Origin of the sequence: Nostoc sp. NMS8 (assembly GCF_017115045.1) — a bacterium.
In the GTDB taxonomy this organism is placed as follows: Bacteria; Cyanobacteriota; Cyanobacteriia; order Cyanobacteriales; family Nostocaceae; genus Nostoc.
Window position 1 is genome coordinate 1 of sequence record NZ_JABXKK010000088.1, and the last position, 22,132, is coordinate 22,132.

General features: G+C 42.1%; 18 protein-coding genes and 1 tRNA gene. 12 read left to right on the plus strand and 7 right to left on the minus strand.

Features of this window, described 5'->3' with window-relative positions:
- The first annotated feature begins 163 nt into the window (after window positions 1-163).
- Window positions 164-556, plus strand: coding sequence for a hypothetical protein (locus HWQ39_RS17535; protein WP_292847583.1), 393 nt, complete (start codon window positions 164-166; stop codon window positions 554-556).
- 53 nt (window positions 557-609) lie between these two features.
- On the opposite strand, the gene HWQ39_RS17540 is transcribed toward HWQ39_RS17535, so the two are convergent.
- On the minus strand, window positions 610-1,197 hold the full coding sequence (locus HWQ39_RS17540) for a Uma2 family endonuclease (RefSeq protein ID WP_292847586.1): 588 nt from the start codon (window positions 1,195-1,197) through the stop codon (window positions 610-612).
- A gap of 153 nt (window positions 1,198-1,350) precedes the next feature.
- Here HWQ39_RS17540 and fni point away from each other — a divergent pair, with 153 nt between their 5' ends.
- The 3 genes from fni (at window position 1,351) to HWQ39_RS17555 (ending at window position 5,067) form a co-directional block, all read left to right on the plus strand.
- Window positions 1,351-2,400, plus strand: coding sequence for a type 2 isopentenyl-diphosphate Delta-isomerase (gene fni, locus HWQ39_RS17545; RefSeq protein WP_292847588.1), 1,050 nt, complete (start codon window positions 1,351-1,353; stop codon window positions 2,398-2,400).
- Between the two features lie 89 nt (window positions 2,401-2,489).
- A complete protein-coding gene (gene sppA / locus HWQ39_RS17550; protein ID WP_292847590.1) occupies window positions 2,490-4,325 on the plus strand; it encodes a signal peptide peptidase SppA in 1,836 nt (611 codons plus the stop codon).
- 67 nt (window positions 4,326-4,392) lie between these two features.
- Window positions 4,393-5,067 (plus strand): glutathione S-transferase, encoded by a 675-nt coding sequence (locus HWQ39_RS17555; protein ID WP_292847592.1) that lies wholly within the window; start codon window positions 4,393-4,395, stop codon window positions 5,065-5,067.
- A 283-nt stretch (window positions 5,068-5,350) separates the two neighbouring features.
- Here the strand turns inward: HWQ39_RS17555 and HWQ39_RS17560 are convergent, their stop codons facing one another.
- Entirely contained in the window at window positions 5,351-6,283 is a 933-nt protein-coding gene (locus tag HWQ39_RS17560; protein WP_292847847.1) for an NAD(P)H-dependent glycerol-3-phosphate dehydrogenase, read from the minus strand.
- Window positions 6,284-6,307: 24 nt separating this feature from the next.
- The gene (gene lipA, locus HWQ39_RS17565; RefSeq protein WP_292847594.1) at window positions 6,308-7,192 is read right to left on the minus strand and encodes a lipoyl synthase; all 885 of its coding nucleotides are present in this window, start codon (window positions 7,190-7,192) and stop codon (window positions 6,308-6,310) included.
- Between the two features lie 137 nt (window positions 7,193-7,329).
- Here lipA and HWQ39_RS17570 point away from each other — a divergent pair.
- Window positions 7,330-7,403 (plus strand) — tRNA-Pro (locus HWQ39_RS17570).
- Window positions 7,404-7,621: 218 nt separating this feature from the next.
- Window positions 7,622-7,936 (plus strand): YkvA family protein, encoded by a 315-nt coding sequence (locus tag HWQ39_RS17575; protein ID WP_292847597.1) that lies wholly within the window; start codon window positions 7,622-7,624, stop codon window positions 7,934-7,936.
- A 98-nt stretch (window positions 7,937-8,034) separates the two neighbouring features.
- Here HWQ39_RS17575 and HWQ39_RS17580 read toward each other — a convergent pair whose 3' ends face one another.
- Window positions 8,035-8,412, minus strand: a complete 378-nt coding sequence (locus HWQ39_RS17580) for a GxxExxY protein (protein ID WP_292847600.1) — start codon at window positions 8,410-8,412, stop codon at window positions 8,035-8,037.
- 85 nt (window positions 8,413-8,497) lie between these two features.
- The gene (locus tag HWQ39_RS17585) at window positions 8,498-11,704 is read right to left on the minus strand and encodes a glycoside hydrolase family 15 protein (RefSeq protein ID WP_292847603.1); all 3,207 of its coding nucleotides are present in this window, start codon (window positions 11,702-11,704) and stop codon (window positions 8,498-8,500) included.
- A 409-nt stretch (window positions 11,705-12,113) separates the two neighbouring features.
- Here HWQ39_RS17585 and HWQ39_RS17590 point away from each other — a divergent pair, with 409 nt between their 5' ends.
- The 6 genes from HWQ39_RS17590 (at window position 12,114) to HWQ39_RS17615 (ending at window position 18,664) form a co-directional block, all read left to right on the plus strand.
- On the plus strand, window positions 12,114-12,308 hold the full coding sequence (locus HWQ39_RS17590) for a hypothetical protein (protein ID WP_292847606.1): 195 nt from the start codon (window positions 12,114-12,116) through the stop codon (window positions 12,306-12,308).
- 380 nt (window positions 12,309-12,688) lie between these two features.
- The gene (gene mgtE, locus HWQ39_RS17595) at window positions 12,689-14,041 is read left to right on the plus strand and encodes a magnesium transporter (RefSeq protein ID WP_292847609.1); all 1,353 of its coding nucleotides are present in this window, start codon (window positions 12,689-12,691) and stop codon (window positions 14,039-14,041) included.
- A gap of 93 nt (window positions 14,042-14,134) precedes the next feature.
- Entirely contained in the window at window positions 14,135-15,178 is a 1,044-nt protein-coding gene (locus HWQ39_RS17600) for an aspartate carbamoyltransferase catalytic subunit (protein WP_292847612.1), read from the plus strand.
- A gap of 624 nt (window positions 15,179-15,802) precedes the next feature.
- Window positions 15,803-16,657 (plus strand): hypothetical protein, encoded by an 855-nt coding sequence (locus tag HWQ39_RS17605; protein WP_292847615.1) that lies wholly within the window; start codon window positions 15,803-15,805, stop codon window positions 16,655-16,657.
- Between the two features lie 69 nt (window positions 16,658-16,726).
- Window positions 16,727-17,719, plus strand: a complete 993-nt coding sequence (locus HWQ39_RS17610) for a pentapeptide repeat-containing protein (RefSeq protein ID WP_292847618.1) — start codon at window positions 16,727-16,729, stop codon at window positions 17,717-17,719.
- 504 nt (window positions 17,720-18,223) lie between these two features.
- Window positions 18,224-18,664, plus strand: coding sequence for a pentapeptide repeat-containing protein (locus HWQ39_RS17615; protein WP_292847621.1), 441 nt, complete (start codon window positions 18,224-18,226; stop codon window positions 18,662-18,664).
- Window positions 18,665-18,734: 70 nt separating this feature from the next.
- On the opposite strand, the gene HWQ39_RS17620 is transcribed toward HWQ39_RS17615, so the two are convergent.
- Both HWQ39_RS17620 and HWQ39_RS17625 read right to left on the minus strand, forming a co-directional pair.
- Window positions 18,735-20,075 carry a TldD/PmbA family protein gene (locus HWQ39_RS17620; RefSeq protein ID WP_292847624.1) on the minus strand — a complete coding sequence of 447 codons (1,341 nt, stop codon included), beginning with the start codon at window positions 20,073-20,075 and terminating at the stop codon, window positions 18,735-18,737.
- A 253-nt stretch (window positions 20,076-20,328) separates the two neighbouring features.
- Entirely contained in the window at window positions 20,329-21,801 is a 1,473-nt protein-coding gene (locus tag HWQ39_RS17625) for a TldD/PmbA family protein (RefSeq protein WP_292847627.1), read from the minus strand.
- Between the last annotated feature and the right edge of the window lie 331 nt (window positions 21,802-22,132).

Sequence of the window (22,132 nt, forward strand, 5' to 3'; positions counted from 1 at the left end):
GTCGCTCGCCTCCTTCCCTCTCCCCCCTACGCACGATTATCATTTTTATTTGAGTGATTTTGAGTATTTGGACTGATTGACAAAATGCATTTTACGTTAACCTCTCACAGATGGTTCCATTGAGACATCCTAGAAAGATAAGTTTAGTAAAAAGTATGCATTGATGCCACGCCAAAAAAGAACCTCTTCCCTGCTAGAAAAAACCGAACAGAGAGTAATCGGATTTAAATCGATTAATTCTAACCTTGACTTTGGTGATTCGATCAGCTTAAACCATTTAACCGAGTTAACTGGGCAACTCCGCAACCAGATTGACGAGTATAATATGATGCTAACTGCTATTGACTCAGCAAAGGAACAAATAGAAACCCTTGAAAAGACCATTCGGGAAACTTCAGAGCGCTTAGTCAGTGGTGTAGCATTAAAGTATGGCAAAGACAGCCGGGAATACGAGATGACAGGCGGAGTACGCAAAAGCGATCGCATTCGTAAAGCCACCATTACCCGGTTAAAATCGACAGCAGACTTAAAAGCAGCTTCTACACAGACGGCGTAATGAGCAACAAGTAGGCATCATTCACCGTGAATGATGCCCATGTTCTTGCAGTTTTATTCTTCAATCAACTCAAAATCAACTCGCTCATAAATATCCCGCAAGGTAATTTGAAATTCAATAGAATCTAAGACTAAAATTGCCTCTTCATTTTCATACTCTTTAAAAATCCATTGACTTTCTGCTTGTTTGGTAAATTGTTCTACAGCAAAACTATACTGGTCAATCATAATATATTCCTGAAAACCAGGAATTGAACGATAATATTTAAACTTATCTGTTTTGTCATAATTTTTAGTTGAATTTGATAAGACTTCAACAATTAATAAGGGATTAGTAATAATTGTTTTACCTGTTCCCTCATAGATAGGCTTACCTTTGATGACGATTACATCAGGATAAGTATAAAGGCGATGACGAGGTATTGATAATTTCACATCGCCTATGTAAATTTCATAATCTTGTCCTTGCACTGTCAAGGGAAACTTGCGACAAAAATTAAGTGCAATTTTGTTGTGGTTAGTTGTTCCCCCTGTCATGGGTATAATTTCTCCGTCTCTGTATTCATTTTTATATTCAGCCTTCTCTTCTAATTGCAAATATTCTTCTGGCGTGTAGTAGCGCTTTTCTGTTTGTAAAACCATATTAATTAACTCATAAAATGGGGGAATGGTTCTGTTATCAATAGCGTAACGTACCCGAAAGATAGCGAAAATAAATATTTTTGTTATACAAATACGGTTGCAGACAATGTAACAATAGCGATCGCAAGCAAATACTTTTAGCCATACCCACCAGTGAACGCCCCTACCAACATCTCTGCACAAACTCAGAATCGCAAAGCCGATCACATTCGGATCTGTTTAGAGGAAGATGTTCAGTCTCATCAAATTACCAATGGACTGGAACGTTATCGTTTCACCCATTCTTGCTTACCCGAACTAAACCACAACGATATTGATGTCAGTACAACTTTCCTGGGGAAACACCTTGGCGCACCTTTATTAATTTCTTCCATGACTGGCGGAACAGAACAAGCCGCAATGATTAACCAACGTTTGGCCCAAGTCGCGCAACACTACAAAATTGCAATGGGTGTTGGTTCCCAGCGAGTCGCGGTAGAAAAACCCCAGGTGGCTGATACTTTTGCTGTCCGCAAGTATGCGCCCGATGTTCTATTATTTGCGAACTTGGGGGCTGTGCAACTTAACTACAAGTACGGCTTAGATGAATGTTTGCGAGTAGTTGATATTCTAGAGGCTGATGCCTTGATTTTACACATTAACCCTCTACAAGAGTGCATTCAACCCAAAGGTGATACTAATTTTCGGGGTTTGCTTGACAAGATTTCTATATTATGCAGCAAGCTACCAGTGCCAGTGATTGCAAAAGAAGTTGGTAACGGCATTTCCGCAGCGATCGCACAACAACTAATCGCCGCTGGAGTAGCAGCAATTGATGTCGCTGGTGCGGGGGGTACTTCTTGGGCAAAAGTAGAAAGCGAACGGGCAGAAAGTCCCTTACAACGTCGCTTGGGGATAACATTTGCCGATTGGGGTTTACCAACAGCAGAGTGCATTACAACTATTAGAGCGATCGCTCCTTATGTGCCTTTAATTGCTTCGGGAGGTTTGCGTCATGGATTGGATGTGGCAGCTGCGATCGCCTTGGGAGCCGATATCGCTGGTTTAGCAATGCCTTTTCTGCAAGCAGCAGCAACATCAGAGACAGCAGTAGCCGAACTTGCTGAAGTATTAATCGCCGAAATTACCACAGTCTTATTTTGTACTGGCAACACTACCTTGTATCAGTTAAAGCACTCTGGTAGTTTACAGCGCATAGAATAAGTAAATGGGTCATTGGTCATTAGTCCTTTGTCATTTGTAAATGCTCAATGCCCCATGCCCAATACTCAATGCCCAATAACTAATAACTAATGCGTAATTTTATCAAACAAACTTTTGCTAGTGTAATTGGCACTTTACTAGGACTAATTATTTTCGGTGGTTTAGGAACCACTGGACTTTTCTTGCTGATATTGGCTGCTAGTTCCTCTAAAGATACTGGGCCAAATGTGAAAGATAAGTCAGTGCTAGTTTTTGACTTGTCAATGAAAATTACTGATAGCGAACCTAGTTCAGGCGAATTCTTTCAAAACACAATATCAGGTGTAGATGACGATAGGATGGCACTCCGCAAAGTTGTGGAAACTTTGGAAAAGGCGCGGCGCGATCCGCGAATTGTCGGGATCTATTTGGATGCAACGAAGGCAAGCCAAACTGGTAATGTCGGCTATGCTTCCCTGAAAGAAATTCGGAAAGCGCTGGAAGAGTTTCGGGCTGTGGGGAAAAAGGTTGTCGCTTATGGCAGTGATTGGAGTGAAAAGGAATATTACGTTAGTTCAGTGGCGGATTCCATCATACTTAATCCTCTGGGAATGATGGAAGTCAACGGTTTGAGTTCACAACCAATGTTCTTAGCTGGAGCGTTGCAAAAGTATGGCATTGGTGTTCAAGTCGTGCGGGTAGGGAAATTTAAAGGAGCCGTTGAGCCGTTTATCCTCAACAAGTTGAGTCCAGAAAACCGCGAACAAACTCAAAAATTGTTAGATGATGTTTGGGCAGAGTGGCGCACTGCTGTAGGCGCAAGTCGAAAACTTGAACCTAACCAGTTACAGGCGATCGCAGATAATCAGGCACTATTAGAAGCCACACAAGCCAAAACCAGCGGTTTAGTCGATCAAGTACAATACCCTGATGAAGTCGTAGCAGACCTGAAAAAGTTTACAGATAGCGATAAAGAAGACAAAACATTTCGACAAATTAGCCTAAATAGCTACGCCCAAGTTTCCGGTAAATCTTTGGGTGTAGAACGTAGTTCCAAAAATCAAATTGCTGTGGTTTATGCTGAGGGTGAGATTGTCGATGGTAAAGGTGATGATGGACAAGTTGGAGGCGATCGCTTTGCCAAAATCTTCAACAAACTACGACAAGATAAGGATGTAAAGGCTGTTGTCTTACGAATTAACAGTCCTGGTGGTAGCGCTACCGCAGCCGAAGTCATGCAGCGAGAAGTGAAATTAACTCGTAAGGTCAAACCAGTTGTAGTATCAATGGGCGATGTCGCCGCCTCTGGTGGTTATTGGATTGCTAGCGACTCAAATCGCATTTTTGCAGAACCAAATACCATTACAGGTTCCATAGGTGTGTTTGGGATGCTATTTAATGGGCAAAAGCTAGCTAATGATAATGGCATTACCTGGGATTCAGTGAAAACCGGACGTTATGCTGATAGTCAAACAGTTTCGCGCCCGAAATCGCCTCAAGAGTTGGAACTTTATCAGCGCAGTGTTAACCGGATTTATAGTATGTTTCTGAATAAAGTTTCTCAAGGTCGCAAACTCCCAGAACAAAAAGTAGCAGAAATAGCCCAAGGACGGGTGTGGTCGGGTGAAGCGGCCAAAGAAATTGGTTTAGTGGATGAAATTGGTGGTTTGAATACTGCGATCGCATACACTGCCAAACAGGCGAAACTAGGAGAAGACTGGGAAGTGCAAGAATATCCTCGCACTAGCAGTTTTGGAGAACGCTTTTTTGGACGTGCAACAGAAGAGGCGCGGACTGCTTTAGGGATTGAGTCGGCGAAACTCAAATCAGCCAATCCTATCACCACTGAATTCCAAAAATTACAACAGGAAATAGAGACTCTGCAAAAGATGAATGATCCACAAGGAATTTACGCCCGCTTGCCTTTCAACTTAAAGATTGATTAGATGCTTTGTCTTTATAGAAGAGTCGCCCAGAAGCCTACACTGACTGAGTACAGTACAGTGTAGGAGCATGTCAAAGAACAATGAGCTACCAGAAGAGGAACGTTTTATGATAGTTGTGCATCATCTTAACAACTCGCGATCGCAGCGTGTGCTATGGCTGCTCGAAGAATTAGGTATCGAATACGATATCAAGTTCTATGAACGCGATGCAAAGACGATGTTGGCACCAGAATCGCTGCGCCAAGTTCATCCCCTCGGCAAGTCACCAGTGATTACAGATGCAGACTCAACGATTGCTGAGTCGGGGGCAATCATCGAATACCTAATTGATCGCTATGGTAATGGTCGGCTAGTCCCAGCATCGGGTACGCCGGAACATCTGCGCTATAAGTATTGGCTACATTACGCCGAAGGCTCGGCAATGCCCCTGCTAGTAATGCAGTTGGTATTGAACAATTTTGGAGCAGGAGACAGCAGTGTGGTTAGCGGATTTGTCGCACCCCAGATCAAACTTCACTTTGACTATATAGAAAGCGAACTTGGTAAAAATACGTGGTTTGCGGGTGAAGAATTTACCGCCGCCGATATCCAAATGAGCTTTCCTTTAGAAGTAATCGCTATACAGCCCAAAGAAATCGAGAGCCGACCAAAGCTGAAAGAATTTGTCGAGCGCATTCAGACGCGACCTGCTTACAAACGCGCCCTTGAGCGTGGAGGTAAATACGACTTCTCCTCTCAATAATTTGGGAAATAACAACAAACTCACTAAGAGGCAGGGGGCAGGGGGGAGAACCCCATATATACCCATACATAAATGTAGGAAATGTATTGGCTCTGGAACAAGGACGTATTATTTCTCTCTACGAGACGCCAAAGGCGAATGTGCTATTCATCTCGAAATAAATGTTTAAATCAAAGAGCATAAATAAATTTAGGGGCTTGAAACCCTTTGAGCAGGGGAAATGAGCGAATCTTTCTCCCCTGCTCCCTGCTCCCTGCTCCCCTGCCTCTTTGGTCAAGTCGTTCTAATAGTTGTACTCTGGCTTGATATCTCGCAACATCAGCTCATCAAGTGCTTGTCCGGGTGTGATTTCGCCTTGAAGTAACCGATAAACTTGCTCAGTAATTGGAACTGCAATGTTTTGTTGCTTGGCTCGTTGCATCAAAACTCGGCAAGTGTTTACTCCTTCAGCAGTTCCTTGTAAATTTGCGAGAGTTTCTGTAAGTGATTTACCACCAGCTAACTGATAGCCAACTTGGTAATTGCGACTTAAGGGACTATTACATGTTGCTAACAAATCTCCTAGACCTGATAAACCATAAAATGTTTCGGTCTTTGCGCCCCAGTTGTTGCCGATGCGAACCATTTCGGTAAGTCCACGGGTGACTAAAGCAGCTTTGGCATTGGTTCCCAGTTGTAAACCATCGCATACACCAGCTGCGATCGCAATCACATTTTTTAGTGTTCCCCCCAGTTCCACCCCCAAGGGGTCGGGATTGGTATATACCCGAAAACGATGAGAAGAAAATACTAATTGCACTACTTCCGCCGCCGTGGGAATATTACTGGCTACCACCGTGGCTGCTGGTAATTCCATTTGAATTTCTTTTGATAAATTAGGCCCAGACAAAACAACTACTGCATGGTTAGGGAATATTTGTTGCCAAATTTGTGACGGTGTACAAGTGGTTTGGGGATCTAAGCCTTTCGTCGCCGTCACAAAAATTGTCTCTGGAGAAAGGGGGAAAGATTGAACTTGGGAAGCAACATCTCTCACGCCAATCATTGAGATAGCGGATAGGATTATTTGGGCATCTGTTAAAACTGCTTCCATTTGGGAACCTTGACGCGACCACACGCGCACCTGATGACCATTTGCAGCAGCGAGATTTGCGAGAGATGCACCCCAAGCACCTGCACCAAGAATTGCAACGGAAAGTTTTGTGTTGGAGTACATCTGCTCACTCATAACTCCTAATTCCTAACTCCTAACTTTTGAGCGTGGATAACGTTGCATCAATTCTCTAACTTGTTCTGCATGATATGAGCTTCTTGTCAAAGGTGAAGAAACAACTTGTAAAAATCCGATTTCTTCGCCGAATGCCTTCCAAGCAGCAAATTGTTCTGGATTGACAAATTCGTTTACCTGCAAGTGTTTTTGACTGGGTTGGAGATATTGCCCAATGGTTAAAATATCGCAATCCACAGATCGTAAGTCTTGCATAACTTGGCGGATTTCGGCATCAGTTTCACCGAGTCCAACCATAATGCCAGATTTAGTGTAGGCACTAGGAGAAAGTTGGCGAGTGCGCTGCAATAATTCTAATGTGCGATCGTAGTTTCCTTGGGGACGCACCCGGCGATATAAGCGTGGAACAGTTTCGGTATTGTGGTTTAATACCTCTGGCGCAGCTTGTAGAATTATCTCCAGAGCATTCCAATTACCGCATAAGTCAGGAATTAGCACCTCAATTGTGGTGTTGGGTGAAACAGAGCGAACCGCATCAATACACGCCACAAACTGAGATGCACCACCATCAAGCAAGTCATCTCGGTTTACAGAAGTGATGACTACATGATTAAGGTTCAGGCGGCGAACAGCTTGGGCCAATCGTGTAGGTTCCGTGGGATCTAGTGGTTTAGGTTTTTTCTCAAAATCAATATCGCAGTAGGGACAAGCGCGTGTACAAGCGGGCCCCATAATCAAAAATGTGGCAGTCCCAGCATTGAAGCATTCACCAATATTCGGACAGGACGCTTCCTCGCAAACTGTATTGAGGGCTAAATCCCGCAAAATATCTTTAACGTTACCGATGCGCTCAAGCCCAGGTGCTTTCACCCGCAACCAGTCTGGTTTTACAGTCACAATCCGCTTTTACCACTAGAGTTATACAAATTTAATCCTAGCAAGCAAAGTCTTTAGTGAAGCGATCGCATATGGATATAATTCTAATATTTGGCACAGATTGTGATATTCTTATATTTACAATGCCATTTTTGTGGCGGGATGTGGCGCAGCTTGGTAGCGCACTTCGTTCGGGACGAAGGGGCCGCTGGTTCGAATCCAGTCATCCCGATTGGTAGATGTCAAATAACTAATTATTTGTGAAACTAGATAAAGAGGCAAACGATTTGTCCTCTACATGAACATAGTTATAAATATTCCCGGTTGCCTACTTGCTTGTATTTGCTGACAGATTACTAGTAGCGTCTTCCAGACTAATTAGGGCGGTTATTCACACCAGAAGTTTTTGGGATAGTTTGTCAAAATTAAAGATAACTGGAGGTTCAAAATATGAAATTTTCAATCCAATCACTTTACACTTGGTACCGCGGTGTGCTTCGTAACCCCAAGTACCGTTGGTGGGTAATTTTAGGAACATTAGTCTATTTGGTTAGCCCGTTTGATGTTCTCCCAGATTTTATACCGGTTGTGGGACAAATTGATGATGTTTTCCTTTTGACTCTGCTTGTTTCTGAGGTGTCTGGGCTAGTCATTGAAGGCTGGAAAGCTCGTAAGGGTGATTTGAGTACTGAAGTGCCTAATACTACCGATGGTTCTACCTCCAGTGGCAGCACTGTTGATGTTGATGCTGTTTCGGTTAAGTAGTTTTAATAATACCCCTGCTTTTGGAATCTGAGGTGGGGGATATTTTTTTTTAACGCAGAGGAACGTAAAGGGAAGCGCGGAGGTTCGCGGAGGGGGGATTAGAGGTTGTTGGCTACGCGTTTGATGCCTTCTTTGAGGTGGAGGACGTTAAAGTTGAGGAGAAGACCTAGTTTGCAGTTTGCTAGTTTGAGATAGGTTAGGAGTTGGACGGAGTGAATTGGGTGGAAGGATTCTACAGATTTAATCTCTACAATTATTTGGTTTTCGACCATCAAATCTAATCGATAAACGCATTCCAATTGCACATCTTGGTAAACCAAAGGCAATGGAATTTGCTTACCAACACTCAACCCGGCCTTCTTCAACTCATAATCCAAACACTCCTCATAAGCCGACTCCAACAAACCAGGCCCCAAAGCAGTATGCACCCTCATCGCACACCCAATAATCACCCCACTCAACTCATTCTCTCTCATCCTCTGCGCTCCTCTGCGTTTCCCTTCGCGCTCCTCTGCGTTTCCCTTCGCGCTCCTCTGCGTTTCCCTTCGCGCCCCTCTGCGTTTAAAAATCCTTCACAAATTCCGTCAAGAACCTGAACGCCTTCAAAATATAACTAGCGCAATCTCTAGGAGAAGTATTGTAAAACGATCGCCACGCACTCGCCTTATCCTCATCATAGCGATCGCTGCGTTGACTATGATTCTCTAACCACGCCAATCGCACTGCATGGCCAATCAACACATCCAACACAATATATTCTTCAATTTGCAACTTGGGATTGTTGGCTACGATCGCAGCTAATTCTACTAATGCTTCAATATTAACTTGGCGGTATTCTGTAGCTTCGATTTTATTCAGCAAATGCTCAACCAAGAGAGCAAAATTTCTTTCACCGGCTGTCATTTCCGACAACATTATCTCACTATCTAAACGATTGCGGCGTTCTAATTTATCGCCAATTACTATACCTTTGCAATGTTGCATTAATAGCCAAACTTGTTTAAAAAATTCTTTTGGTACGCGCCCTGTCGCACCCTCGGCTTGGCGAAACCGTCGCCAACCGCCCGGCGGAACTTCCATACCTTCGGCGATTCCTGGTAACACCACCCAAGCAATATCACTTTCTTTTTGCTTGACGTGCAGTGATTCTTGCTGGCGTAACAGGTTACTCATGCCAGTATATCCAGTTAATACCTGACGCAAGCGCACTTTAACTTCAAAGGGTGAAAGTTGCATTAAGCGATCGTAAGCTTCATCTTGAGTAACATGCAATTCCCGCGCTAGTTCGCTGGTGATTAATAAGATAAGATAGCCGACTCTGAGCGTTAGTAATCCCTGAAATAGTTCGGGTTCTGAGCGAATTAAGATACCAAGATAGATTAAAATCTCTTGAGTGAGGACGCGATCGCGGATATCTTCACGACAGAAATGATTAATTTTATCGGCAATTTCATCGTGAGACATGGGTACGCTAATCAAAGATGCTTCGCTGTAAGCTTTACCTACAGCAATTTGTTTACCCCGCACCAAGATACTTGTGACTGCATCTGATAGGCTGATATCAACCATTTGGCGTAACCCCGCAGCCCGACGCACTACTGCCCAAATGCCTAAATCTCCAGCTTTGGTATAAACTTCATCTAGTAAATCACCCACGGTGACAGGATATCCTGGGCCACCATATCCCGTATCAAATTGCATTCCCTGCAAGCGAGTCAAAGTTTGCAATAACTCAATTTGCTCGTAGATATTCTCTGATGAACGCAAATAAGAAAGTAATAATCCGAAGTTAGTTTCATACTCCATTTTAAATTCTTGGGTATGTCCTAAACGCCAGTTTTTCTCAGGATGATATGCTAAATAATAGCAACGTGGGCTAGCATTTTTTACTGGCGATCGCGAAAATTCTGCATTGGGAAGAAAATCAATTCTTTGAATTCCGGCTGTTAGCATTAGCTGATTTAGCCGCCCTAATTTCACTCGCACACCGTTACAAACACCATCTTTCAGTTCTTGCATCAATTCTAGTAATGCTTCTGAACCTGCTTCTAACATGGTGTGCGTCAACATTAAAGTCAGAGTAGGACGACCTAAATCGCTCCAATATTTTTGAATGTATGCTAGTTCGCTTCTAATTTGGTCTAGTAGAAAATGGTAATCAAGGGTTAAATAAAACTGTTGAGAATCTGAAAATGAAGGCAAAAATACAATTGTTTCACCACTAATCCGAAAAATTCTAGATGTTGTTAAACTCCGCAGCCGCCGCACTGGCCGCCCAGTCAAACCAAGTTTTTTATTACGTCCAATTTGGGTATAAATAGCTGAAAATTCTCCAGCTTTTCTCACTTGAATCGGTTCTACTTGGGTAGGCGTTTGTGCTTCAATTCCGTGAACTTCTAATTTTTTCTGTAAATCTTCATCTTCTGCTAATAAAGCAATTTGTACTAATGACTCTCGCTGTTTACCAACACACAAATGTCTTCCCAAAGGATCGATATCACCAACCGCCAGTAACCCTTCACTCAACATTTCACCGAGAAAATATAAACTCTGTGCCCACACCAAGGGAATATTTTCATTAGGTAAACGTGGTTGAGTTTGAGGTGCTAACTTTTCAGCTTCGATATTTTCGGCGGGAACATAATAAAGTTCTGGCAATAAACGCAAACCATCTTGTTCTATAAGTAATGATTTTAAAAGACTTTGGTATTTTTTGACTTGTTCTTGTTCGCCGCGAAATAATCCATCTAGAACTAAATAAGTGAAAAATAACGGCCATTCGCATTCGATATGCTCAAATTGCTTAAGTTCTAATGGTTCGTAGTGCAAGCGCTGATGATCTTCTAAAACGGTTTGGTGTCCATCACGCAGAAAGCGTTTGCAGCCGTATTTACCTGCAAGTTTATTGATAATATCGTTTAAGGTGCGATCGCGTAACTCCAAATCTTCCACTGCAAAGGCAGGATAACTAATAATACTTAACAGCGCCGCATCAATTTCTTTGGAACCAGATTCCCTCGGTAATAAGGATTCTAAAGTAATCCGAGCGCGGGCAATTTCATCTGGTAGCACATGAATAACTGATGCTTGACTACCACGCACACCAAATAAATCCAGTCCGTTGATAGCTTCTAAAGCAGCTTTTGCCATGCCTACGGAACTGGCGTTTAACTCAGCACTACCACGATTAATTTTATTACCACGTTCCCAAATGCCGTAATCTGGAGTGCGGTAAGCTCGTCCAATGTAGTAAACCAAATTTTGGACAAAATTTACTTCATCAATGGTATAAATTATTGGCAATCCGGCTGCCGTCATTTGCGCCAATATCAGCAAAAATATAGATGTGGCATCAAGTTGCAAATGTCCCCATTCATCATCACCAACAACAATGTCACCGGTTGCGGTATTATATTTGGCGTGCAGTCCATCTAGTAGCGACTGAGTATGTTTAAATGTCTCTACTTTATGAGCCTGTCGCATCATCGCAAATAACAACCCGCGCATCAGTTTGATGACACTGTGTTCTAGTTCATAGGTGCGTCCCTTATCATCGTCAATTTTGCGGTATGCAAGTCCTAAACCCCAAACTGCCAAAATGCTGTAAACATTGTCTCGCACCCAGGCATCAGTATAATCACCGTGGGCTGTAATCGCTGTACTCGCAGGTAGTAAACCAGTAATTGGATTCTGCCGAGTCAGGATGATCGTTTTGATTTGCTGGTAGTAGTAGTCTAGGCGAGTTAGCAATTTGGTAGATGTTTTCATGGTTTGGTTCAAAACAACTTGCAAAATTCGACCCTGTGACTGTGAACTGAATTACCTAAACCAAGTCAGAACAAGCTCTGTAATGGTTGATGGAAGAACAGCGAAGGGTAGTAAGCTTATTATTATCTCCTGTTAATAGGTTTCTGGGTACTTAATTTTAGCGATTCCGAACTAAAATATGATACTTGTTCAAACTCCTCTGAATACTTGTACTATTTTATACTTAAACCATGCTTTTCTTCAGGCATACTGAATTCTTCTTGTTGATAGTTTAAATTAGATAAACGAGCGCTAATTTCAGCGAGCGATCGCAAAACGTTTAGGATGTTATGAAGCGGAAATAATTTATTACGATATCTTTCACAGCACTACTACTAAGGCCTGCAACCTAAATCCAATAAACAAAGTTATGAAGGATGAATTTTTATCTTATGGGCTAGACAACAAAGCTTTCTTACCTTGGATAAAGCTATCTGAAGATGAGAGAAAAAAATATTTATCACCATTAAAATTGATCGCGAAAGCTAAAACACATTACTGCGAATACGAAGTGAAACCTGTTAACCCATTTTTGATTCTTCGTCATCCAGGTGACTACGCATGAAGTTGCTTGATCCAAAATAATACTGAGATATTGGCAATATTTTAACTCTGTAAAGTTTCGGATTAAATTCGTTGATTGGCTTGACAGAGCTTATTATTGTTGTAGTAAAATCTACCTTAAGGTACACAAAAATTACTTAAAAGTCAGGTGTCAAGGCTATTTAAGAGTGAGAAATATCACAATTATTAAATACTGTCGTCTCAGTATGTACCGGAGAGTGCTATTCCGGGTTAGGATGATGAACAGCGATGCCTTGATTTAGATATCGATATTGAATTGTTGAAATTTTATGGGCAATAGTCCACCAGATGGCAGTATCAACCTCCTCTGAACTGGCGAGGAAGTCTCCCAGCGCGGGGGAGACTTAGGAGATATATATCATGCTCACACAAGATATTCGTGATTTGCTGACTGATACTACCGATTTGAACCAATTGAAATGGGATTTAAATCGCTTGCAACCTGTGGATGTGGGAGACTACATTACACAATTGCCTGAAAAACAACGCGCGATCGCATTCCGTTTACTCAATAAAACTCAGGCAATAGATGTATTTGAATATCTGCCCACAGAGGTGCAGGAAGAACTAATTAATTCTCTGCATGATGTCCAGGTAGTACAACTTGTAGAAGCGATGAGTCCCGACGAACGGGCAGAATTGTTTGATGAACTACCAGCTGGAGTCATCAAACGGCTATTGCAAGAACTGAGTCAAGAAGAAAGGCAAGCAACAGCAACGATTCTCGGCTATCCAGAAGGCACGGCTGGGCGGGTGATGACAACCGAATATGTCCGGTTGCGTCAAGGATTGACCGTTGGTGAAGCCTTGAGCAAGATCCGCCGTCAGGATGAAGACAAGGAGACGATTTACTACGCCTACGTCACAGACGACAACCGGACGCTGGTGAGAGTAGTTTCACTGCGCCAATTGCTGTTTACCTTTCCCGATGTTTTCATCAAAGATATCGCTAGCGATCGCGTCATCAAAGTTACAACTGAAACCCCTCAAGAAGAAGTGGCGCGAATCATGCAGCGCTACGACTTAATCGCTATCCCCGTAGTTGACCGAGAAGACCGATTGGTAGGCATTGTCACCATTGATGATGTCATGGATATTTTGGAAGAGGAAGCCACAGAAGATATCCAAAAACTGGGGGGTGTGAGTGGTGATGAAGCAGCTTTATCCTCTCCCCTGTTAACTATCCGTAACCGCTTACCTTGGCTGTTGGGGATCATGGGACTATATATTGGTGCAGCCAGTGCGATCGCGCCTTTCCAATCTGTAATTGCCGCAGTGCCAGTTTTAGCAGTAATCATGCCGATTTTTTCTAACACTGGTGGTACTGTTGGTATTCAATCATTAACGGTGACAATCCGCGGCTTGGGAGTAGGAGAGGTAACACCCAAAGATACTTTAAAAATTCTCCGCAAGGAACTTTTAGCTGGTTTAGGTACAGCTCTCGCTTTAGCCACAACGATGATCCTGCTTTCCTTAATTTGGGCCCGACCCCAAGAGCGATGGGTAGCTTTAATTGCCGGTATGGTAATGGCAACTAATACAATTGTGGCTGTTACACTCGGCACTCTACTACCAATGGGTTTGAAGCGCTTGAAACTAGACCCTGCTTTGGTTAGTGGCCCATTAGTGACTACAATGCTAGATACAATTGGGTTTTTAACCTTCCTCAGCCTAATTTCTTTAGCTTTAAACGTTTTGCATTTACCAACATGAAAAGAGGCAGGGGGGCAGGGTGTGGGGGGCGGAGGGGAAAATATCTTCTCCCTGTCCCCTGCTCCCCCAATCACCAATCCCCAGTCCCCAAATATGCCTACTACTACCTGGAATCGTCATCATATTCTTTCCCTAGCCGACTTTACTACCACTGAATACGATACTGTTTTGCAAACTGCGGCCAGTTTTCAAGAGGTACTATCACGACGGACGAAGAAAGTGCCAACCTTGCAGGGTCAGGTGGTGGCGAATTTATTTTTTGAATCGTCTACCCGGACTCGCAGTAGTTTTGAACTTGCTGCCAAACGTTTAAGTGCAGATACGTTAAACTTCGCCGCAGCATCTTCCTCTATGACTAAGGGAGAAACTATTCTCGACACGGCGAAAACCTATTTAGCTATGGGAACTGATATTATGGTAATCCGCCATCGAGAGGCAGGAGTACCAAATGCGATCGCGGCTGAAATGGATCGTCTAGGTGTAAAAGTTAGTGTCCTCAATGCTGGTGATGGTCAACATGAGCATCCTTCCCAAGCATTGCTAGACTTATTTACCATAACTACTCTCATTGACCCAGCTAGTCCCCGACTGGAACTTTTAAAGGGGAAAAAGATTGCCATTATTGGAGATATTCTCCATTCTCGTGTGGCGCGATCGAATATCTGGAGTTTGATTGCCAGTGGTGCCGAAGTGCATCTTGCAGCACCACCTACCCTTTTACCCAAGTTATTTGCCGAGTATATCTTGGAGGAGACAGAAGGTCACGAAGCAGCAGGAGATAAATCAACTGTCCCATCCCTCTCCCCAAATCAACAACTTTTTATTCACTGGCAGTTAGAACCAGCTTTACAGAATGCCGATTTTGTGATGACTTTGCGCTTGCAAAAAGAACGTATGACGGCTCATTTACTACCAAGTTTGCGAGAATATCATCATTTATTTGGTATTACACGTGCAAAGCTGCAACTCTGTAAACCTAACGTCAAAGTTTTGCATCCAGGCCCAGTTAATCGAGGTGTCGAAATTAGTTCTGATTTAATGGATGACCCAGAATTTAGCCTCATTCAATCGCAAGTTACCAGTGGTGTCGCCGTTCGGATGGCGCTGTTGTATTTGATAGGAAGCGGTAAGGTTTAAATAATTTAACATCAACCTCAAGCCAATACGATTCGGTTAAGTTTTTTGATGAAAATTCTAGATCTATAGAGACAGGATAAATCATCAAAAAGACGTGATAAATCGCCGTCCAAACAAGAGACTGATTATTGTAGAAACGGCGATTCATCGCGTCTCTTGCCTTAACCTGTAGGCAAAGTTGCTTGACATAACTACACAAGCTAGATAAAAAGGGTATAACATAAGACCAGCCCTTTCAATGCCAAGTATAAATTCTCGAAAATGAATTCCTCTTTAAACCTCTTTTCTATGTATTCTCTGTCTTGGAAAGACTGATATCTGAGGCTGGCTGCGCCAACCGAGGTTTTTTGTCCTCAGACTTTTCTCTGTGCCTCGTGGTTAAATAAATAACTTATAAACCACTTCCGACACAGATATAGCTCAGAGAAAAAGAGATTTTATGAGTTACGTTGAAAGGATTAATCTTATCACTCGTTCGGACTTACGCACTAAAGATCCACCAATGACCTTAAAAAGTTGGCTCTTAGAGTTCCCCTTTTTAAAGTTAGGGGGAATCTAGGTTTAAAATTTTCAGTGCGTAAGTCCTGTCTATTGCTATTTAATATCTGTGCCGGAGATTTGCCGATGAAAACTATATCTAGCCTCGATTCAGTAACCAAACATTTAGAACAGCATGAGAACTCAAAACGGATTAAAAAATTAATATACTCAGCTTGTAAAAATATTTGGGAGAATGATGAAGAGACGCTAGATAAGTTTAAATTACAGGAACTAATTCAAGAATTATATAGATTAAATCCAACTATAAATAACTTAAATTTTAGTTTATCTAAAGTTGTAAAAACCCTCAATAAACAAGCCGAATATGCGCTACTCGCCAGTATGATTTCTCATGAGATGCAGAAGCTACATATAACACCTGATGAAGCAACAGGAATATTATTAAATCAACCTCATCAAGAAGAAGATAAATTTTATAATTCTGAGCAAATATCATCAAATTCTATAGATAAATCTCCAAACAATCAAACCAAGAATCAATACAATCAGTTTGATTTACGGCAAAATATTATGAAGTATACCAACCCACTTAGGGCTAAAATAGTTCTATTCTCTGCACTTTACAAAAAGTTTACTTTCAATGAAGAAGACTGGTTGAAACTGAAGGCTGAACAACTTGATGATTTATTGCTGAGATTATTTGATACTTGTCCAACTATCAGAGAGCTTGAATCTAAACTAAATAGTGCTGTTATATCTCTAGGTAAGCCGGATGAGAATATCCAAGCAGCTAGTGCAATCATCCAATCTATGCGAGCTTTATATGGCAATATATCACCCAGCACTAACGGATATCAACCGTTTAACAGCAATTCATCTCTAGAAACGAGAACATTAGTTAATCCTGATCAAAAAAATGCACTCACGATTGATGATAATAATACCTGTCAATTTATAGTACCTCCTACCAAAGAATAATCGTAACTTTTGAATATTCTTAAACCTGTAAAAATTCGCAAAGATTATGGTAATTGACATAGGAAAAATATGGATGCCAATGAACTTCTTCAGCGATATGAAAATGGAGAAACAAAATTTATTGAGGCAAACTTAAATGGGGTAAATTTGTTTGGTGCAGACTTGATTGGTATAGCTTTGAATAAAGCAGATTTGGGTAATGCGATTCTAATTTTTAGCTATCTAAATCGAGGAATCCTGAATAAGGCAAATCTAGTTTGTACAAAGCTAAGTGGCGCGAACTTAAATCAGGCAAGTTTAATCAGTGCCAACCTACATGATGCTAATTTACATGGTGCAACTTTGCAAGGTGCTGATTTGCGTAATGCCAATTTAACTTTAGCGTATATGTTAGATACTAATTTGATGGATGCCGATTTGCGTGGTGCAGATTTGAGTGGTGCAAATCTAACTGGTGCGTGCTTGCGTGGTGCTAACCTGCGAGAAGAAAAGAGAATGTATTCTGCTAGTTTACGGGGTGCTAACCTGCATAAAGCTGACCTGCGAGGCGCTGATTTAACTGGCGTAGATCTATCTAAAGTTGATTTGAGTGGTGCTAACTTGAGTGAGGCAACGCTACGTTATGCCGATTTGAGTGACGCTAACCTGAGTGAAGCGATTTTGTATAATGCCTCTCTGGCAGATACTAACATTGGGGGTGCTAATTTAAAAGGTGCTAACCTGATGAACGCTAAGCTGGAACGGTCAAATCTTATTGACGCCGAACTTACAGGTGTTAACTTGTATGGTGCAATTATGGCAGATGCTAAACTGACTAGATGCCAGATGAGTGGAGTAAATCTGAGTTTTGCAAGGTTAAATAGAGTTGATTTAAGTCGGGCTAACCTGTGTGGCGCTAACCTCACTGAAGCAGACTTAGTTGATGCCTATCTTGCTAGGACAAACTTGACTGGCGCTAATTTAAGTAAAGCAAATCTAATTAGAGCAGAAATGAGTAGTACAAATTTGACGGGTGCAGATTTGCGTGGTGCGGTCATGCCTGATGGAACAATTAACGATTAAAAATATATAGCGGTTTGCATTTATTGCAGTTGAGTCCAATAATATAGCGGTTCTCGTTTACGTGAGGTACACCCGTAAGGACACGGCACTGCCCATTGGTGTCAACTTAACTTGAAAGCAAGTCTATAACTAGCTTTTAGATTACCTCGTTCCCAGTCTCCGACTGGGAATGCTTGTCTTTGAGGCTCCGCCTTTCTTACTGGCGGCAGAACCGCAAGGAGCAGCGTTTCCAGCCTCCATCTGGAAACGAGATTTGAAAAGGGTTTTAGCTTAAGTTGACACTAATGGGCACGGCAGTGCCCCTACACCTCGTGATGTTATATTTACCGCATCTGAATGGGAACCGCTATATTAGTCCTATCGGAATAGCTCAGAGAAGAATACCTAAGCTCATAGATGTTATATATTCCTCCGATCGCATGAGTACAGAATTCTGTAATCTTGGCACACTGGTATCGTAGAAGTTCAAAAATTTAATGACTTCTAGAAGTGTCGGAGGTAAATATGAAACAAATTTTTTTGACGGCAGCAGCCTTACTCAGCACGCTATCTTTAGTTGCTCCCCTTTCCGTCAAAGCAGAAAACTCCGCCGCTGTCCGGCGCTTGCTGGAAACTAGAGAATGTTCTGGATGTAATTTAACAGGAGCAAACCTCAAAGGCGCTCACCTAATAGGTGTTGACCTCAGAAATGCAAATTTAAAAGGAGCTAATCTCGAAGGTGCTAACTTAGAAGGTGCTGACTTAACTGGTGCAAATTTGAAGTCTGCTAATCTCACAAAAGCATTCGTCAGCGATAGTATCTTAAATAATGCTAATCTGACCAACGTTAATTTGAGTAATTCCCGTTTATATAATAGTGATGTAGATGGCGCTATTATGGCTAATATTGATTTAAGCGGTGCTGATGTATTTAATACTGCCATAAGCATTGGTGGTGAATACTGATGGTGAATAATGATTTCAAAGTGATGAGTTAAGAGTTATATTCAACTCTTAACTCTCTACTTTCTAACTTTTACTCACCAGTAATCGACAGTTCATTAACCCAGATTTTCGGGCAAACTCCCCCTGGCGTTAACTCTGGCTCTTTTTCTACATAAATAATTGACTTCAAGAGTTTTAAGAAATCGCCGGCAACTGTTGCTGACTCAATACTCGTCTTAACACCCTTATTAACTAGCCAACCATCAAACGGCAAAGAAAAGGAACCCTGCAAGGCTTTAACTCCGGCATGGAGAGCTTGTAAATCATCGATAAGAATCACATTTTCAGCCGTTTCTAAGCTCAACTCTTGCTCAGAAGTTGTTGTTGAAAAAACGTGATAAAAGTTGGGACTGACGCTGACTTTTGCGCCAATACTGGCATTACCCGTTGGCTGGGCATTTAACCTTTTAGCAGTGCCAGCACTATGGAGAAATCCTGTTAAAACACCATTTTCAATCAGCGAAATTTGACGAGTAGGTGTTCCTTCGCCATCAAAACTTTCTGCACCTACATTAGCTGGGTGAAGGGCATCATCATAAACTGAAAGTAGAGGAGAAGCAATTTCCTTTCCTAAATCATCAGGAGTAGATAGGCTTTGATTGTCTAGAATACTTTGGGCATTGAATAAGTTAGAAAAACCACCCAGCAGACTTAAGAAAGCTTCTGCGGAGAAAACAACTCGATATTTGCCAGTTTTAATTTTTTCATAATTCAAATGGCTGATAGTTTTATCGGCGGTTTCTTTGATGCAACCATTAATATCGAGATTATCTAAAGTTTGGTTGATTCTAAAAGCACCTGCACTACGCGGTTTTTTTCCTTCTTCGTCAGTTTTACTGTAAAGGTAAACTGATGACAAAGAGTGAGATTCAGTTCTCACTGCACCATCGCTATTGAGATAGAATCTGTCAACATCTCTTTGTGACAAACCGTTATAAGGTACACCTTTAATTGCTGGATGCGCTGCTAGTAATTCTTTTTCAGCCACCAACAATTTTTCTATGAGTTCAGCAACAGGTGCTTGGGGTGCTTTGTCCTGAGGTTTATTTGGGATAGAAATAGTAGCTTCTGGACTAAAATCAGGAACATTCTCTTTAACACCAAAGAAACTAGCTTCGTAGGCAGTTTTCAAAGCTAGTTCTAGTCCCTTGGTGTCTACATCTGTGGTGCTGGTGACACCCATTGTATTATCTTCATTCCAAACACGAACAATAACACCAGAACGATTTGACGCTTTAACTTGTTTTGGCTCACCTTGGTCTACTTGCACGCTAGTATCATCTACTGTTGAGCCATAAATGTCGAATTTCTTAATGCCAAGCTTCTCAGCATTGTCCTTGGCAGAATTTGCAATCTCATTAATATTCGGCATAGTTGATTTTAGATTTTAGATTTTGAATTGGAAGCGATTTTATTTTGAAGATTAGATTTTGGATTTTGGATGTTAAGCTTTTCCACATAATCAAGTTTATTTGTACTTCCTGGGCGGGCGAGACACCCACCCTACAAGAAATGTACAATTGAATATTATGCAAAGTAGATGTGGTTTAGCTGATGACTTAATATTTGTCTCACAGCTTTTTATTGAGATAATATCCTAATCATTCACAATCCAAAATCCAATATTATCTTCCACCGACGGTAATAGAATCAACCTTGATATGAGGTTGTCCAACGGTGGTGTAAATACTGCCACTAACGGAACCACAAAAGCCTGGTGCAATTTCCAAATCTTGAGAACACATAGAAATTTTATTCATAATTTCCTTAGCTTCTCCGATGAGAATTGCCCCCTTTAGCGGTTTGGTAATTTTGCCATTTTCAATCAAATAAGCTTCATCAACACTAAAGTTAAATTGACCTGTAGCACCAACGCTACCGCCACCCATCTTTTTGCAGTAAATGCCTTTATCAACAGAGGCAAATAATTCATCAATGGTGTATTCGCCAGAATCGATATAAGTGTTACGCATCCGGCTAGCGGCGGCATAGGTATAATTTTGGCGGCGTCCACTTCCTGTTCTGGGGTGTCCGGTGCGTGTAGAACCTGTTCTATCTGCTAAGAAGTTTTTCAAAACGCCTTTTTCAATTAGTAAGGTTCTTTGAGCAGGCATACCTTCGTCATCCATGTCAATTGTCCCGAAGGCATTTTCAGAGCGCCCTTCATCCCAGGCTGTCAAACTTTCATGGGCAATTTTTTCGCCTTTTTTGTCAGCAAAGGGAGAGGTATTGCGTTCTATTTGGGTAGTTTCTAGCAGATGTCCGCAAGCTTCGTGGAAGATTACACCGCCAAAGTGGTTGGCCATAATGATGGGGTAAGTACCCGATTCCACGTAATCTGCATAGAGCATTTTTCCTGCCGATTCTGCTATTTTCTCGGCAGCTTGTTGAGAATCCCAAGTTCTCAAGAAATTAGCATCGCTAGTATTACCTGCGCGATCGCCAATTGAGGTACGATTAGCACCATCAGCACACAATAGGTTAAATCCTACTGACTGGGTGAGGCGGATGTCACGAGCAAAAGTACCATCACTGGCGGCGATTAAAACTTCTTGCCAATCCCGGAAATAGGTAGCACGCCGCGATTGGACGTGGCTAGCTTTTTGCTTCAGGTTGGCAGTACCCTCAAGGAGGATTTCTCCCATTTCTCGGATGGAACTACATACTGGTAGCCAGGCATCTTTACCTCTTTTGGTGGCATAGTCTCTCAATAATTCCAGATTTATTTCTGGGATGAAAGCCTTCGCTGTGGGTAGTTGTAATCCCAAGATAGAAAGACCTTTTTCTAAGGCTGCTTTCAAACCGGAAAACGAAAGGTCATTGGTGCTAACGTAGCAGTCAGCTTTACCGCGAAATACTCTGACTCCCGCGCCTGTAGATAGACTGGGTGAAATACTGGTGATGGCGTCGTCTTCTGCAAGAGAACTAATATAGTTGCGACGTTCTAAAAATAATTCGATGAAGTCAGCGCCAGCGGCGCGTCCTAATCCCAGAAGGGTCGCCAGGGGGGCTTCCCAGGTTTCGTCGAAACGCTCTGGTGTGGAGGAATATTGGAGAGTGGGAAGTTGATTTGAGAGAAGTAGCGTACTTGTAAGCATGGGTAGCCTCGTCTGCTGGCGTAGTTCAGAGATTTGACTGAAAAATCCTGGTGTGTTCAGTCTAACAAATGAGTTAAAGTCACTGTTGGTAGAAAGGTGTGTGGATTTTACTCCTCTTCAGCAACGCCTTGGCAAATTAGCCCATAGAGTAGAAATTTGAGACTATATAAACAAAACCCGCCTTTGCGGGCTTTATTTTGAAAATTCACACCCTTGAGGGTGTCGTCGGAAAATAAGATGCACCTATATATATGTATTTAAGTGGCACTCTTCTTGACGAAGAAAGTTATGAGTTAGGAGTGGAACGCAAGAAATTCCACCTATGGACAGC